Genomic DNA, 16,084 nt, shown 5'->3' with positions numbered 1-16,084 from the left:
AGAGTCGGGAGCCGCCGGGATGCTGCTGCAGGAGAAGACCGTCATCGTGTCCGGTGTCGGCGCCGGGCTCGGACACCGCGTCGCCGAGACCGTCGTACGGGACGGCGGCAACGCCGTACTCGGCGCCCGTACCGAGGCCAACCTCGTGAGGACCGCCGGCGAGATCGACCCCGTCGGCGCCCACACCGCCCACCGCCCCACCGACATCACCGACGAGGCCCAGTGCGAGGCACTCGCCGCCCTCGCGCTGGAGCGCTTCGGGCGCATCGACGCCGTCGTGCACGTCGCCGCCCGGGACAGCCACTTCGGCGGCGTCGAGGACGCCGACTTCGCGACCTGGCAGCAGATCGTCGACGTCAATCTGCTGGGCACCCTGCGCATGACACGTGCATGCCTCCCCGCCCTCAAGGAGCGCGGCGGATCGGTCGTCATCATCGGCACCCAGTCCGCGGTGGCCGCCCCGTCCCAGGTCCGGCAGGCGGCGTACGCGGCGTCGAAGGGCGCGCTGACCTCCGCCATGTACTCCCTCGCCCGGGAGCTCGGTCCGCACCGGATCCGGGTCAACACGGTGCTCCCCGGCTGGATGTGGGGCCCGCCGGTCCAGGCGTACGTCCGGTTCACCGCCGGCACCGAAGGCATTTCCGAGTCCGAGGTGCTGTCCCGCCTCACGGAACGCATGGCCCTCCCGGAACTCGCCACCGACGGGGACGTCGCGGAGGCCGTCGCCTTCCTCGCCTCGGACCGCGCCCGCTCGATCACGGGCCAGTCCCTCCTGGTCAACGCCGGCGAACTGATGCGGTAGCCGCCACAGCCGAACCGGCGCGGCAGCCAACGTCGTTGACCGCATGGCACCGCGACCGGCCGGACCCGGCGGCCCGGGGACGCCGCCGCCGTCACTCGTGGCGGAAACCGCCCCCGGCCGGAGGGTCGGCGGCCGGGCGATGCGCGTGCCGACTGCCCGGGGGCCGACCGCCCTCAACCGTGCGCGAGTGGCCGGAGCCGGCCGGACTCAGCCGCGCGGATAGCGCTGGAGCCAGCCGAGGGCGGAAACGGCGGGGCCGTGGAGCGCCGGGCCCTGCGTCATCTCCATGGCGAAGTCGTCGGCGAGTTCGAGGACCGTGGAGCGGCCCTCGATCTCCGACAGCCAGGCGGGTGGCAGGGCCGTCTCTCCGTGCAGCGCGCCGAGAAGCGCGCCGCAGAGAGTGCCGGTGGTGTGGGAGGGCCCGTCGTGGTTGACGGCGAGGCGAAGGCCATGGCGGACGTCCTCGCTGACGAGAGTGCAGTAGACGGCGACGGCGAGGGCGTCCTCGGCGTTCTCTGGGTCACCGAGCGCGTCGATGCGGGTGGCACTCGGAATGCCCTGGCGTACGGCGCCCAGGGCCTGCTTGAGCGCGTCGCTCACGGGCTGGTGCCCCGGCCTGGGCGTGAGCAGGGACAGCGCCCGCTGGACGCACCCGTCGACGGTCTCGCCGCGGGCCAGCCCGTGGACGATCACGGCGAAGGCACCGGCCGAGAGATACGCGGTGGGGTGGCCGTGGGTCTGCGCCGCGCACTCCACGGCCAGCTGGCAGACCAGCTGCGGCTCCCAGCCCACGAGCAGCCCGAAGGGAGCGGAGCGGACGAGCGCGCCGGCGTCGCGGGCGGTGGGGTTCTTGGGCTTGTCGACGGTGCCGAGCACCTCGTCCGCGAGACCGGTGAGGCAGGCGGGGGTCGGGTCGCGGCGGGTGTAGAGCCATTCCTCGCGGGCGAGCCAGCCGTTGTCCTTACGACGCTCGTCGGGCCCCCAGTCCCGCTGGGTGGCCGCCCAGCGCAGATGGGCGCGGTGGACGTCGGTCGGCGGGTGCCAGGCGCCGGTGTCGCGGCGGACCTGGGCGCGTATGAGGCCGTCGACGGTGAAAAGGGTCAGCTGCGTGGCGGCGGTGACCGCGCCGCGGCGGCCGTAGGCGGGAACGAGATCGGTGACCCCGTCCGGGCCGTGGGTGGCGCGTATCTCGTCCAGGGACAGCGCGGCGACCCCGGCGCCCAGTGCGTCGCCGATGGCTCCGCCCAGCAGACAGCCGCGCACCCGGGCACGGAAGTCCTGCTGCTCGGCACGTCCCCAGACGGCTGCGGCTGGTGTGGTCACCCGGCTCCCTCCTTCTCGTGCGCAGCACTGTAATCGACCGCGAGAGATCGCTTCATGGGCGGAATCCAGCCGGAACGGCCGCCGAAGCGGAATGTGACGGTCAGCTTCCGGTCGGTTCCGGTCACCGCCCGCGGCGCGCCACGGCGCGGCCGCTGTCCGCCCGGGACGCCCGGTAGGTCGGGGGTGGGACGGCCGGGGGCGGGGGCGGCCGGTCGGTGCGGTCGGGCGGACCGGGAGGAGCCGGGAGTCCGGGTGACGGTTCGCACTGCCCGGTTCGGGCCGCGTCCGGCTCGACGTGACTCACATCACGGAACCTTCGTGCTGTCCTGCCCGGTGCGACCACGGCCGGACTGCGGACAGGACCTCGGCCCGACCCTCGGCCCGGACCGAGTGGTGCCCTCGGTCGCCTTCCGCGAAGGCCGTCGTGACGCCTTACGTAACGGACTTCCACAACGCCCTTCCGGCCTTCCGGGACGCGCTTCCGGCCTTCCGGGACGCCGTTGCGCGACCGGGCGGACGGGGGCGGGGAAACCCCGACCGGGCCCCTCAGCCCTGTTCCAGCACCGGCAGCAGCTCCGGGAGGTGGCCGTCCGAGTCCGCAGCGGCGCGCTGCCGCTCCGCAGGGACCTCGCCGTACAGCGTCGTACGGGGCCTCGACGGGCGTCCGGCGGCGTCGGCGATGGCTGTCAGGTCGCGGACGGAGCGGTACGAGCCGTAACTCGACCCGGCCATCCGGGAGATGGTCTCCTCCATCAGCGTGCCACCGAGGTCGTTCGCGCCGGAGCGCAGCATCTCCGCTGCGCCTTCCGCTCCGAGCTTCACCCAGCTGGTCTGGATGTTCGGGATGTGCGGGTGGAGCAGCAACCGGGCCATCGCCGTGACGGCGCGGTTGTCGCGGGTCGTGGGCCCCGGCCTGGCGATGCCGGCCAGATAGACGGGCGCGTTGGTGTGGATGAAGGGCAGCGTCACGAACTCGGTGAACCCGCCCGTCTGCTGCTGGATGCGGGCCAGGGTGCGGAAATGGCCCAGCCAGTGCCGGGGCTGGTCGACGTGCCCGTACATCATCGTCGACGACGAGCGGATGCCCAGTTCGTGCGCGGTGGTGACGACCTCGATCCAGGTGGCGGTGGGCAGCTTGCCCTTCGTCAGCACCCAGCGCACCTCGTCGTCGAGGATCTCCGCGGCCGTCCCGGGGATCGAGTCCAGTCCCGCCTCCTTGGCGGCGGTCAGCCACTCGCGGATCGACATGCCGGTGCGCGTCGCGCCGTTCACGACCTCCATGGGGGAGAACGCGTGCACGTGCATACCGGGGACACGCTGCTTCACGGCCCGGGCGATGTCGAAGTACGCGGTGCCGGGCAGGTCGGGGTGGATACCGCCCTGCATGCACACCTCGACCGCGCCGACGTCCCACGCCTGCTGGGCCCGGTCGGCGACCTGGTCCAGCGACAGGGTGTACGCGTCGGCGTCCGTGCGGCGCTGGGCGAAGGCGCAGAAACGGCAGCCGGTGTAGCAGACGTTGGTGAAATTGATGTTGCGGGTGACGACGTACGTGACGTCGTCGCCGACGACGTCACGGCGCAGGTCGTCGGCGATCGAGCACAGCGCGTCCAGCGCGGGCCCGTCGGCGTGCAGCAGCGCGAGGGCCTCGTCGTCGGTGAGCCTCGCCGGATCGTCCGCCGCCGTGGACAGGGCGTGCCGTACGTCGGTGTCGATCCGCGAGGGCACCATGCCGGGCGCCGCCGCCTCGCGCAGGACGCCCCAGTCCCCGTACACCTCGTCGAAGTCGTCCCGGCGGTCCGAGGTCCGGCCGTCGGTGTCGATGGTGCGGTGCAGATCGGTCCGTCCGCTCGCGACGAAGCCCTCGTCCGGCTCCTGCCAGGGAAGGCCGACGGGCAGCGCGGCCTCGTCCGCGAGGCCGGTCGAGGGGTCGGCGAGGGCGCTTACGTGCGGGAGCAGCCGGGGGTCCAGCCAGGGCTCGCCGCGCCGGACGAACTCCGGGTACACGGCGAGCCGTTCGCGCAGCCGGAATCCGGCGGCCGCCGACCGCTCGGCGAGCGTGTCGATCTGGGGCCAGGGCCGCTCGGGGTTGACGTGGTCGGGCGTCAGCGGCGACACCCCGCCCCAGTCGTCCACACCGGCGGCGATGAGGCGCCCGTACTCCTCGTCCACGAGGTTCGGTGGTGCCTGGAGGCAGCCGGAGGGACCCATGATGTGCCGGGCGACGGCGATGGTGGCGACGAGGTCGTCCAGTTCGGCGTCCGGCATGCCGCGCATCGCGGTGTCGGGCTTGGCGCGGAAGTTCTGGACGATCAGCTCCTGGATGCCGTGGTAGGCGCGGGAGACCCGGCGCAGCGCGAACAGCGACTCCGCGCGCTCCTCGTACGTCTCGCCGATCCCGATCAGCAGCCCGCTGGTGAACGGGACGGAGCTGCGCCCGGCGTCCTCCAGCACCCGCAGCCGCACCGCCGGCTCCTTGTCGGGCGATCCGTGGTGCGGACCGCCGGGCTCGGACCAGAGGCGGGTGGCGGTGGTCTCCAGCATCATGCCCATCGAGGGGGCGACGGGCTTGAGCCGCTGGAAGTCCGTCCAGGTCAGCACGCCCGGGTTGAGGTGGGGCAGCAGCCCGGTCTCCTCCAGGACGCGGATCGCCATGGCCCGTACGTAGGCGATGGTGTCGTCGTACCCCTCCGCCTCCAGCCACTCACGCGCCTCGGGCCAGCGGTCCTCCGGCTTGTCGCCGAGGGTGATGAGGGCTTCCTTGCAGCCGAGTTCGGCACCGCGCCGCGCGATGTCCAGCACCTCGTCGGGCGACATGAACATCCCGTGGCCGGCACGGCGGAGCTTGCCGGGGACGGTGGCGAAGGTGCAGTAGTGGCACTTGTCCCGGCACAGCCTCGTGAGCGGGATGAACACGCTCTTCGAGTACGTGATGACCCCGGGGCGCCCCGCGGCCTCCAGCCCGGCGTCCCGCACCCGCGCCGCGGACGCGCACAGGTCCTCCAGGTCCGCCCCGCGCGCCTGCAGCAGCACGGCGGCCTCCCCGGCGTCGAGCGCGACACCGTCCCGAGCCCGCTTGAGAGCACGGCGCATCGCGTTGACGGTCGGACGATTCGCCTGGTCTCCGACCCGGTCTCCGGCCTGGTGATCCGTCATGAGGCGAGCATACGAGCGCGGGCCGACAACGGAACGGGGGGTGGGTGCGTATGCACCGAAAAGGGACGGTGGTGAGGGGTGGGCGGGGGCACCGCCCGAAAGGGGTGCGTGCGGGGCGGACGTACCGTCCGGCGAGGAACGGTGCACGCAGCCCGCGGCTCCGGGTACGGCAGCGCTTGGTACGGCGGGTCACGGCAGCGCTTGGTACGGCGGGTCCGGGTGATCGATGCCCCGATGCCCTCCTCGGACAGGGATCCGCTGCCGGCCGCGGTGGAGGAGGGGCGCGAGTACCTGGCCTTCGGGTCGACGGGTGCGGGCCGGGAGCTGCTCTCGGCGGGAGGAGCGGAGCCGCCACCGGCTCCGACTCCGACTCCGGCGACCCCTCCGGCGACCGCGTTCGCGCCCGGGCGCGCCCGCGCGAGGGAAGCCCCACGCATGCGAAACGCCCCGTTCTGAGCGGGAATTACGCGTTGCATTCGGGAACGAGCCCATGACAGCATTCCCCCCGTGAGTCAGCACGGGGACGACGCCGCAAACGGCACCACAGAGCCCGACCGGACCTCGAAACTGGCCGAGTTGGCCAGTTGGACGGCACCCGAACCTTCGATCGACGAATCCGGCGACCGCACCACGCCCGAACCGTCCGGAGAAATACCGGATACGGCTGCGGCGGGCGCCACGGACGGTGTGGCGGCGGACGGCGAACTGGCATCCGCCCGCCGGGAGTTTGCGCGGTTGCTCGGGGAATTCCGGCGCAGTGCCGTACTCGTGCCGTTCGACGAGCACGACAGCCTGTGGACCGCCGACGGGAACGGCGTCCGCTGGATCTGCGCGTTCTCTAACGAGGAGGCCCTGGCCCGCTTCGCCCTGGCGCGGGGAGAGACACGCCGCGCGTGGAAGTACCGGACGGTGCTCGGCGCCCGTCTGCTGGACGCGATGGTGCCGATGCTGCCCGGACCCGGCGGTGTGGCCCTGGACGCGGGCAGCGCCGACGGCATGTTGTTCCCACCGGTCGAGGGCATCGTGCCCGACGCGGTGGCAGTGGATATCGGGGAGACGGGGGAAGGACGAGATGAGCGGGCAGAATCCTGATCTCGAGGCGCCGACGGCGGTGCTCGCGGCCATCGTGAAGGGCATCGACCTCGCCCATTCCGAGCTCAAGGACCTCGGCATGATCGGCGAGGCGACCGCGGGGCGCGGCTTCTCGGAACTCTCCCTGTCGGGAGTGGAGCTCGGCCACGGTGGTCTCGCGGACGGGTTCGGGACCTTCTGCGAGCGCTGGGAGTGGGGTGTCCGGGCGCTGACGCTGAAGGGGAACGGGTTCGCGCAGGCCGTGGGCCTGTCGGCGGGGTCGTTCGCCGAGCAGGAGCAGTACGTCATGGACTCGTTCAAGATCGGCGTGAACTCGCTGAACGGCAACCCGCACCTCAGCGAGGACGAGGTCAAGGGCAAGAGCTGGGACGAGATCAGCACCCAGTCCGCCACCGACGACCCCGACTGGAGCGCCGAGTCGTTCTCCGAGGCGCACCAGGAGGTCAAGCAGACCTGGAAGAACACCGGCTACGACGTGATGGACGCGCAGATGGACGCCCTCGAGCGGCAGGGGCTGGTGGACCCCGAGCTGCGTGAGGCGACGGACGCCAGGCTGCGCGAGACTCTCGATCCGTCCCAGGAGACGGTCGCGCAGACCGAGGAGCCGCGTTGGGGGGAGCGCCGCTGATGGTGGATCTGGGCGATCTGGGAAAGGCCCTCGACAAGGGCATCGACGTCGTCGACAGCGGCATCGACAAGGCCAGGGAGAAGGTCGGCGAGGGAGTCGACTGGACGACCGACCGGATCGGCGAGGGCCTGGAACAGGTCGGCGCGGAAGACTGGGCGGACAGCGTCGAGGACTGGGGCGACGAGACCGCCTCCTCGCTCGGCGCGGACGTGGGTGAGCAGCAGCTCGGGCAGACCGAGGAGGCCAACGAGCTCATCCACGGCAACCCGGAGGCGATCGCCTCGACGGTGCAGAACCTCCGCGACTTCCAGAAGGCGTTCGACCTCGTCGGCGGAGGGATGAAGAAGCTCGACTCGGCCCACTGGAAGGGCGAGGCTGCGGACGCCTTCCGCAGGAGGTTCGAGACGCTGCCGACGGACTGGCTGCACGCCGCCGACGCCTTCGAGGCCGCGGCCAAGGCGCTGGAGACCTACTCCAAGGCGGTCGTCGGTGCCCAGGACAAGGCCCGGGAGGCCATCGCCCTCCACAAGGAGGGCGAAGCGGACTCCAGGACGGCGGCCGACGCGTACAACAAGAAGGTCGACACCTACAACGCCGCCCGCAACAGCGACAGTCCCCCGCCCAGGCCCGGACCGTTCACCGACCCCGGCAGGGCCAAGCGGCAGCGGGCCCAGGAGATCCTCAAGGAGGCCCGCAGACACCGCAACGAGGCCGCGGACACCGCGAAGACGGCGATCACGGCGGCCATGGCCCATGCCCCGAAGGAGCCCACGGGCCGCGACAAGGTCAAGCTCGAGCTGGCGGACTACAGCCTGGCCCAGGGCGTGGAAGTGACCCATCTGGCCGGAGGCGTGGTCAAGGGGGCGGCCGGCCTCGTCAACTTCGTCCGTTCGGTCAACCCGCTCGATCCGTACAACCTGACGCACCCGGCCGAGTACTACAAGGGTCTCAACACGACCCTGGCCGGGCTCGTCTCCACCGCCGCGAACCCCGACCGCGCGCTGAAGAACGCCTGGGAGGCGGCGAAGGGCGACCCGTCCGAGTTCCTGGGCCGACTCATCCCGGAGATCGTCGGCACCAAGGGCGCCGGACTGGTCAGGGGCGGGATCAGGGCCGGGATGAAAGGCGTTCCCGACGGCCCGTCGAAGGTCCGTGACGGGCACACCAAGGATCCCGACGGCAAGGGCAAGCAGTGCAGTGAGACCAAGTGCGACGGGGATCCGGTCGACGTCGCGAGCGGCCGTGTGCTGCTGCCGCAGACCGACATCGCCCTCCCCGGCTCGCTGCCGCTGGTGTTCCGGCGCACCTTCGACTCCTCGTACCGGGCGGGACGCTGGTTCGGCCCCACCTGGTCGAGCACCGTGGACCAGCGCCTGGAGATCGACTCCGAGGGCGTCGTCCTCGCCTGCGACGAAGGCAGTCTGCTCGCCTATCCGCATCCCGCGCCGGGCGTTCCCGTGCTGCCCGCGCACGGCAGGCGCTGGCCCCTGGACCGTACGGACGACGGCTACACGGTCACCGACCCCGGCACCGGCCGGGTGTGGCACTTCACCGACCACACCGACGAACTGGCGCTGCTGGACCGGATCGACGACCGCAACGGCCGCTGGATCAGCTTCGACCACGACGAGTCCGGCGCACCGACGTCGATCGTGCACCACGGCGGCTACCACCTGAAGCTCACCACGGACGAGGGCAGGGTCACCGCCCTGCACCTGGCGGGGGCGGCCGCCGACGGCTCTGACCAGGAGATCCTCCGGTACGGCTACACGGACGGCCGTCTGACCGAGGTCGTCGACTCCACGGGCCTGCCGGTGCGGTTCGGCTATGACGACCTCGGCCGCATGACATCGTGGACCGACACCAACGGCAGCCACTACGACTACGTCTACGACGGCCTCGACCGGTGCGTCTACCAGTCCGGCACGAACGGCCACGTCGAATCCCACTTCACCTGGGACGGCACGGACCCGGACACCGGGCTGCGCATGACCTCGATGACCGACGGCCTCGGCCACACCAAGCGCCACGTGATCAACGAGCGACAGCAGGTCGTCGCCGAGATCGACGCGAACGGCGCCGTCACGCGCTTCGAGTACGACCCATACAACCGGCTCCTCGCCACCGTCGACCCGCTCGGCCACGCCACGAGCACCACCTACGACGAGGGCGGCCGCCCGGTGACCGTACGCCGCCCGGACGGCAGGGAACTGTCAGTCGAGTACGACGGCCTGGGAATGCCGGTGCGCGTCCGGGGCGCCGACGGGAAGGTGGTGCGCCGGACGTACGACGAACGCGGCAACCTCACCACCGCGACGGACGCCGCCGGTGCGGCCACGCACGTCACGTACGACGGAGCGGGTCATCCGACGTCGGTCACGGACGCCCTGGGACACACCACGCGCGTGCGCTGCGACCGGGCCGGGCTGCCGCTGGAGATCACCGACCCGCTCGGCGCGACCACACGCTGCGAACGGGACCTCTTCGGGCGGCCGGTCGCGATCGCCGACCCGCTCGGCGCGGTGACGCGACTGGAATGGACGGTCGAGGGCAGGCTCGCACGGCGCGTCGAGGCGGACGGCGGCGTGCAGTCCTGGACGTACGACGGCGAGGGCAACTGCACCTCCCACACCGACGCCCTGGGCGGTGTCACCACCTTCGAGTACACGGACTTCGACCTCCTGGTGGCACGGACCGGGCCGGACGGGGTGCGGTACGAGTTCGCCCACGACTCCAATCTGCGTCTGACCCGCGTGACCAACCCGCAGGGACTGACCTGGGACTACGCGTACGACCCGGCCGGCCTGCTGATGTCCGAGACCGACTTCGACGATCGGACCCTGGCGTACGAGTACGACGCGGCCGGCCGGCCGGTGTCCCGCAGCAACGGCCTCGGCCAGCGCGTGCGGTTCACGCGCAACGCCCTCGGACAGATCGTCCGCAAGGACGCCGAGGGATCCGTCACCACGTACGAGTACGACGTCTTCGACGAACTCGCCGTGGCGGCGGGCCCGGACGCGACGCTGACACGGCTGCGCGACCGCCACGGGCGGCTGAGGTCGGAGTCGGTGGACGGGCGCGAGACGACGTTCGCGTACGACGCCCTGGGCAGGCGGACCGGACGGACGACGCCGGGCGGCGCGGTCAGCTCCTGGTCGTACGACGCGGCCGGCCGGCGCTCGGAACTGACGACGTCGGGCCGCACCATCGGCTTCGACCGGGACGCGGCCGGCCGGGAACTCGCCCGCCGCATCGGCGGCACGGTCACACTCCACCACACCTTCGACCCGATGGGCCGGCTCACGGACCAGCTCGTCACGGGCGCGAACGGCGGCCTCCAGCGGCGCGGCTACTCCTACCGCGCGGACGGCCACCTCGTCGGCGTCGACGACCGGCTCTCCGGGGCGAGGACGTTCGACCTGGACGCCGACGGACGCGTCACCGCCGTCCACTCCGCGAACTGGACCGAGCGCTACGCCTACGACGCGGCGGGCAACCAGACCGACGCGTCCTGGCCCGCCACGCATCCGGGCCACGAGGCGACCGGCCCCCGCGCCTACACGGGCACCCGCATCACCCGCGCCGGCAACGTCCGCTTCGAGCACGACGCCCAGGGCCGCGTCGTGCTGCGCCGGAAGACCCGCCTGTCACGCAAGCCGGACACCTGGCGCTACGCATGGGACGCCGAGGACCGGCTCACCTCGGTCACCACACCGGACGGCACGGTGTGGCGCTACCGCTACGACGCGCTGGGCCGCCGCATCGCGAAGCAGCGCCTGGGCGACGACGGCGAGACGGTCGTCGAGCAGGTGTCGTTCACATGGGACGGCGCGACGCTGTGCGAGCAGACCACGGAGTCCGTGGACCTGCCCCACCCCGTGGTGCTGACCTGGGACCACGACGGCCTGCACCCACTGGCCCAGACGGAACGCATCCTCCCGGCGGGCGGGTCGCAGGGCCCGGGCACCCCGCGACTCCCCCAGGAGGTGGTCGACGAGCGCTTCTTCGCCATCGTCACGGACCTGGTGGGCACCCCGAGCGAACTCATCGACGAGTCGGGCGAGGTCGCCTGGCACACACGGAGCACGCTGTGGGGGACGACGGCCTGGGCGACGTCGAGCACGGCGTACACACCGCTGCGCTTCCCGGGGCAGTACTTCGACCCGGAGACGGGGCTGCACTACAACTTCCACCGGCACTACGACCCGGAGACGGCGCGGTACCTGTCGGCGGATCCACTTGGGTTGAGGCCAGCGCCACACCCTTCAAGATACGTAGACAATCCACATCTGTGGGCGGACCCGCTCGGCCTCACCCCGTGCCCAACGGCAAGCCTCGCCGCAAGGAAGGCAGACGCCTTGCGGGATGCAGGAGTGCCCGAGGGGCAGGAGCCTTTCGACTCGACTGACTATGCCATGGCTCGGAAGCCTGAGTGGCAGGGCGGAGGAGCGGAACTTGACGAGGCGGGGCATCCCATCTTCTACCGCGAGGAATGGTACGAGACCTCAGACGGGAATATCGTGGTGTTTCAGGACCACTGGTTCGGCCACAGGAAGCCGGGAGAGGAAGGATACCAGCCACCACACCTTCACGTACGACCCTACGACAATACGCGCAATGGACAAATACCAGGCTGCGAGGAGCACTACTATTACGATCGCAAATTGGGCTGATCTCGTACGAAATTCGGCCTACCTCAAAGCTCTCTACACTAGCATTCCGAAACTCGACGCCATCATCGTCAGATCTATTCACCTAAACCACTTCGGCCCAAGCCTTACACTCCGGATCGACCTACCCGAATTCCCTCAGAACCCACCAGCACCGTGGGTCGAGGCCGCGCTTGATCGATTTCAGTGCCAACTGGAATTCATTGCCGTCGAAAATCTCGAGCTTACAGGATGGATTCCAGGCGGGCAGACGGCCCTAGAGCTGGGTACGCGCAATTCCAACAAGATTCATGCACGAATGAACTCCGGCGAATTCCACCTCTCATTCACCGCGGCCGACTCGATCCTGGTAGGCCACATGAGTGCATTCAAAGTGCAGTCAGACCAATCGGACAGCGGGCCTCACCAGTTCCTCGGAAGGCTCGACTCAAAGAAATTTAGCGAAATCCCGCCCCCCTACGAGAAGACATTCTATGAGCACATCTGACTGGACCGATCTACTTTCGAACCCCGAGGGCATGCGGGAGCTTTACACTAGGACTCCCACCCTACCTGAGTGCTTTCTATTCTACTTTCATATCGACGAGCGAGAGAGTGGGATTACTTTGGGTTTCGACACGCGATCGATTCCAGACAGGCCTCGTCCGGAGTGGCTTCGGACGGGCTTCAACGCATTCGAGTTTTTCCTCACCTTCGCCCACGTGACGGATCTGTCCCTCTCCGGCTGGAACTCCATCACTGACAGAACGATCGACCTCTCCCGGTCAACTCTCGGAGGAATCACGGCCCGCGTCACCAATTCCCGCGAGATGATCTCGTTTCACGCATCATCCGCTCGCCTGTCCCGAGCCAGGGTTTACCTGGCCTCGTCGGGCGATTAGCGAGGCCGATATCCAGAGATCGCCCTTGGGTGACGGCCACATCCTTACTACGCCCGCGACGTACGCGACGGGCAGCCGCAGTCTTGAAGATCGAGTTCTGTTTCGAGCAGGGCGTCGACGCGGGCGAGGACGGAGCCGGGTGTCGGGAAATTTCTCGCGACGCCAGCGGCGACCCGGGTCAGCTCCCACGTGGGCACGAGGGCCAAGATCTGGCCGCCCATCCATGGGGCAGGACGATCAGGGTGTCGGTTGAGGCCTGGCGGACCGCTGCTCATGCGCCCGCTGCCACAAGTTTGAAGCTGCCGCAAGGGCAAAAGCGGGAGATCACAGACGCCTTGGTGGAACGGCTGATCTGACGCACCGGATCGGGGCTCGGGCGGAGAACACGGATTCACCCGGGTTGCCTGCGAGCTAGCGGGCGCGATCCAGGGGTTGAGAGATCGCGCCCGCAGCATCACTTCTTCAGCCTCAGCTCGAGTCCGCACCTGAGCGTTTGATTGTACGCAACGCCCCCCTGTCGGTACTCGAATCTGCACTCACTCGCGTTCCTCTGAATTTTTCCGGTGACGCGCAGGTGTGCGACATAAAATACATCACTCACCGCCTTCGCTTTCACCGTAAACCCCTCTTCAGAGTAATCCTTGAACTCTCTGAACTTGGGAGTAAAGGGATCACCCTCTGGGGCAATGAGCGGCAATCCCTGAGTATCTTCGAGGTTGTAGGCTCCGTACTCGATCACTTCAATGCCGGACGGAACGTCAAGCATCTCCGCTTTCGTGATCTCGATTTCGCGAGCGGACATGTTCGTGGGTAGCGGCATTGCGAACCAGAACTCTTGCCCTACCGACGCGTGCGGATAACCAACAGTGCCCGTCGAATGGTTGCCTCCGCTGAGGGCAGCACCTGCCCTCGATTGCCCCGATGGCTTCGAGTTCGAACACCCTGAGGCCGCGAAACATGCCAACGCTGCCGCAACAACGAGACTAGTTCGAATAAATGACGCCCATTTGAGCCCCGGGAGGTGCACTGTAACCCCAAATGAAGTGCTTTCGGGCAGTCTTTCCGCCAGCCCTGATGTTCTGCTTATGGCTCTGGTCGTAGCTGGTCGAACCGCCGAGAGAGAACCCGAACACAACGACCGCACCCGACCATTTGACACTCTTGCCAATTTCAATCGCCCACGTACCGTAGCGTGGGAGCCAGCTCCGGTACTTGGGATTTGAATTTGCGTAGCGAACAGGCCCATCAAGATGCCTCGCATCCTTACCATACGCGCCGACAGGCTGTCCGGCAGGAACCTTGAATTTGCCAGGTCGGATTTCATAGTGCGACCTCAAAGAAGGGCCACACCCAGTAGTCTTCTTGATTTTATTGTATTCGATCGGCACTTTCCATTGGTTGGCCACGTACGGGCCTCGCCAACTGAATCCAGAAACACCTGATGCGGTACTTCCGATGGAGGCCGATCCGCTCACGGACCACACAGTCCCCTTTGCGCTGTAACCAACGTCGATGGTGTTCGAGAGAGTCGACTTGTACTCGACGTTGCCAGCTGCATCCCAGTAGGCATGCGATTCGCCCACGACGGTGTATGCGATCTGGCGGGCAACAACTCGCGCTGTCGAAGCGCAGGGGCCGGCATACGGCGTCACCCGCTGGGAGGTGATATCAGTACCGTCGACCAGGTAGGGGTTGTGATTCTCCGGCGCCGGTCCGCGGTCACTCTGCCACCGTGGCGCCGCCTGAGCCGAGTCGTACGTAGGCTGCGCGTCCAGCCAGGCTGCGTACGTGGCCTTCTGCTCATCGGCGGTGGGTTCCGGAACGTCGGTCTCCGGGTCAGCCAGCGCTGGGAGCAGCTTGACGGCATGTCCGCCCTCGTTCGCAGTGGCGGTCGTAGCGAAACGCGTGCGCGTGCCCGTTCCAGGGCCCTCAGGGGCAGCTGTCAAGTTGTCCACGCCTACGAGCATGACGCCGGATTCCGTGTGACCCGTGGTCGTGGCGGTGACATTGAGCGCACCACCGTTGTTGCTGACCGCTGTCTGTACAGCGGAAGGTAGGGACTCTGGGATGGTCAGGGACCAGTTGCCGTCAGCATCGGTTGTCGTCGAGCCAAGGTCGGGAAGATCAACCACAGACTCGTTGTCTTCTGGCAACAGGTCGGAAGCCTCCACGACGACCTTCATTCCAGCAGCCGGGCTACCGTCAGGCTGAAGGAACTGGCCCGAAACTACCTCAGGGCCCGATGGTGGAGTGCTGGGGGTAGGTTCCGAAGGAACGGGCGGGACCTCCGAATCATCAGGGATCTCACCGAAGTGGGGCTTCTCGTCACCTGCGCTTGAGAGGCAAGATGCAGCGCCAGCGAAGACAGAGCCTTGCAGGCCAACAGCAACATCGTCATTGACGAGGGACACGGGTGATCCAGCGTACTTCTTGACCACCCCCTCGGTGTTCTTGGTGTAGAACACGCCAGGTGCGGGGCTCCAAGCGGTCGCCGCGTCGGTAAGTCCCGTGGCGACTACCGTCCCGGTTACACTGGGGCCGAGGGTGATGCTGTTGAGCGCAGCGCTATAGTCCCAAGAACGGATGGTTCCGTTCAGAAGGCCATAGATCTTGTTTCCGGCGGACCAGATAGACGCTGACTTCCGCAGCTCCGCCAGTGCCGTGTTACTAGCGGGGAGTTGTGCGAGCCGGGACATTCTCGCCGAGGCTGGGGTCCCGTCCGGGAACTGCTCGACGTAGACATTGAGGTTGCTGGCCTCGTCGAAGTTGACGATTCTGCGGTCCGCGTCGGTCCAGATACGCGTGTAGGCCTGCCAGTTCTGGCCCGCGCGCTGCTGGTAGGTGTACTCGAGGCTCAGCAGCGACCCGCCCTGTTCTGAGTTGTCCTGATAGGACCTCAGAGAGTACTCAGTCTGACCCGCAATCTTCGGACTGGTCATGAAGATTCGGGTGCCGCCGCCTGAGAACACACGCTGCCCGTGCGCGAGAGTAGTGCTCTGTTCTGCACTGAAGATGTGTCCGGTACTCGTCGGATCCCAGTCCACGTACCTGGTCAGCCGTGAATTGATGAAGCCATTCGGTGTCACCAAGTACGTAGGGACCGCTGACGGGCACGAGGCGGTAGCTGCGGCCGGCACTCCCTGCGATGGCGCCGCAACGGCTGGCGCCGTTAGTGTGCCAGCCAGTAGAGCAGCAGCGCAGGCACCACTCGCTGATCGCGCAACGGATCTTCGTTGTGAGTCATTGATCATCGATTCCCCCAAATCGCCGGAGCCCTCCCTTAGAGCGGCTCGCGTGGCGGAATCAAACCACAGGGAATCATTGTCAAGCTCATGTCAAGATTTACAATCCGCACATATGGCACAGGCGACGTGTCGGAGTTGTGATCGAAATATATAGATCATTCCGCGGAACTTGAGGTTCCCTTGAGTTAGAACGCGGCGTCATTTTGCGACAACTTGAATCAAATCTTACCGATGGGAGATGTGCAGCAGGTCGCCGACGCGCTTGTCCCGGACCCTGCATGCCTGAA

10 protein-coding genes are annotated in these 16,084 nt (G+C 68.1%); 6 read left to right on the top strand and 4 right to left on the bottom strand.

All coding sequences use genetic code 11. From position 1 onward, the window contains the following. Positions 1-19: 19 nt before the first annotated feature. Positions 20-802, top strand: coding sequence for an SDR family oxidoreductase (locus tag FEF34_RS22080; RefSeq protein ID WP_138054693.1), 783 nt, complete (start codon positions 20-22; stop codon positions 800-802). A gap of 207 nt (positions 803-1,009) precedes the next feature. On the opposite strand, the gene FEF34_RS22075 is transcribed toward FEF34_RS22080, so the two are convergent. Both FEF34_RS22075 and FEF34_RS22070 read right to left on the bottom strand, forming a co-directional pair. Further along, positions 1,010-2,125: an ADP-ribosylglycohydrolase family protein gene (locus FEF34_RS22075; protein ID WP_138054692.1), complete on the bottom strand. Its 1,116-nt coding sequence runs from the start codon at positions 2,123-2,125 to the stop codon at positions 1,010-1,012. A 546-nt stretch (positions 2,126-2,671) separates the two neighbouring features. Continuing rightward, entirely contained in the window at positions 2,672-5,281 is a 2,610-nt protein-coding gene (locus tag FEF34_RS22070) for a bifunctional FO biosynthesis protein CofGH (protein WP_138054691.1), read from the bottom strand. Between the two features lie 507 nt (positions 5,282-5,788). Here FEF34_RS22070 and FEF34_RS43055 point away from each other — a divergent pair. Genes FEF34_RS43055 through FEF34_RS22045 form a run of 5 tightly spaced genes read left to right on the top strand, consistent with a single transcriptional unit; the run spans position 5,789 to position 12,552 of the window. Next, entirely contained in the window at positions 5,789-6,373 is a 585-nt protein-coding gene (locus FEF34_RS43055; protein WP_234042508.1) for an SseB family protein, read from the top strand. Further along, positions 6,354-7,001: a hypothetical protein gene (locus FEF34_RS22060; RefSeq protein WP_138054690.1), complete on the top strand. Its 648-nt coding sequence runs from the start codon at positions 6,354-6,356 to the stop codon at positions 6,999-7,001. The genes FEF34_RS43055 and FEF34_RS22060 overlap by 20 nt, the downstream gene beginning before the upstream one ends. Next, positions 7,001-11,674, top strand: coding sequence for a putative T7SS-secreted protein (locus FEF34_RS22055; RefSeq protein WP_138054689.1), 4,674 nt, complete (start codon positions 7,001-7,003; stop codon positions 11,672-11,674). Before FEF34_RS22060 ends, FEF34_RS22055 begins: the two co-directional genes overlap by 1 nt. Next, positions 11,619-12,158, top strand: a complete 540-nt coding sequence (locus FEF34_RS22050; protein WP_138054688.1) for an Imm50 family immunity protein — start codon at positions 11,619-11,621, stop codon at positions 12,156-12,158. Before FEF34_RS22055 ends, FEF34_RS22050 begins: the two co-directional genes overlap by 56 nt. Continuing rightward, positions 12,145-12,552 carry an Imm50 family immunity protein gene (locus tag FEF34_RS22045; protein WP_138054687.1) on the top strand — a complete coding sequence of 136 codons (408 nt, stop codon included), beginning with the start codon at positions 12,145-12,147 and terminating at the stop codon, positions 12,550-12,552. Before FEF34_RS22050 ends, FEF34_RS22045 begins: the two co-directional genes overlap by 14 nt. A 454-nt stretch (positions 12,553-13,006) precedes the next feature. Here FEF34_RS22045 and FEF34_RS22035 read toward each other — a convergent pair whose 3' ends face one another. After that, positions 13,007-13,354, bottom strand: a complete 348-nt coding sequence (locus tag FEF34_RS22035) for a hypothetical protein (protein WP_138054685.1) — start codon at positions 13,352-13,354, stop codon at positions 13,007-13,009. Between the two features lie 181 nt (positions 13,355-13,535). Continuing rightward, positions 13,536-15,491, bottom strand: a complete 1,956-nt coding sequence (locus FEF34_RS22030; protein ID WP_138054684.1) for a hypothetical protein — start codon at positions 15,489-15,491, stop codon at positions 13,536-13,538. Between the last annotated feature and the right edge of the window lie 593 nt (positions 15,492-16,084).

The sequence above is a fragment of the Streptomyces marianii genome (assembly GCF_005795905.1).
In the GTDB taxonomy this organism is placed as follows: Bacteria; Actinomycetota; Actinomycetes; order Streptomycetales; family Streptomycetaceae; genus Streptomyces; species Streptomyces marianii.
This window is presented reverse-complemented; position numbering and strand designations above follow the sequence as displayed.

Coding starts and splice junctions, on each gene's coding strand:
- FEF34_RS22080 (WP_138054693.1), top strand. CDS start 20: ATGCTGCTGCAGGAGAAGACCGTCATCGTGTCCGGTGTCGGCGCCGGG.
- FEF34_RS22070 (WP_138054691.1), bottom strand. CDS start 5,281: ATGACGGATCACCAGGCCGGAGACCGGGTCGGAGACCAGGCGAATCGT.
- FEF34_RS22060 (WP_138054690.1), top strand. CDS start 6,354: ATGAGCGGGCAGAATCCTGATCTCGAGGCGCCGACGGCGGTGCTCGCG.
- FEF34_RS22055 (WP_138054689.1), top strand. CDS start 7,001: ATGGTGGATCTGGGCGATCTGGGAAAGGCCCTCGACAAGGGCATCGAC.
- FEF34_RS22050 (WP_138054688.1), top strand. CDS start 11,619: ATGGACAAATACCAGGCTGCGAGGAGCACTACTATTACGATCGCAAAT.
- FEF34_RS22045 (WP_138054687.1), top strand. CDS start 12,145: ATGAGCACATCTGACTGGACCGATCTACTTTCGAACCCCGAGGGCATG.
- FEF34_RS22035 (WP_138054685.1), bottom strand. CDS start 13,354: ATGTCCGCTCGCGAAATCGAGATCACGAAAGCGGAGATGCTTGACGTT.
- FEF34_RS22030 (WP_138054684.1), bottom strand. CDS start 15,491: ATGACCAGTCCGAAGATTGCGGGTCAGACTGAGTACTCTCTGAGGTCC.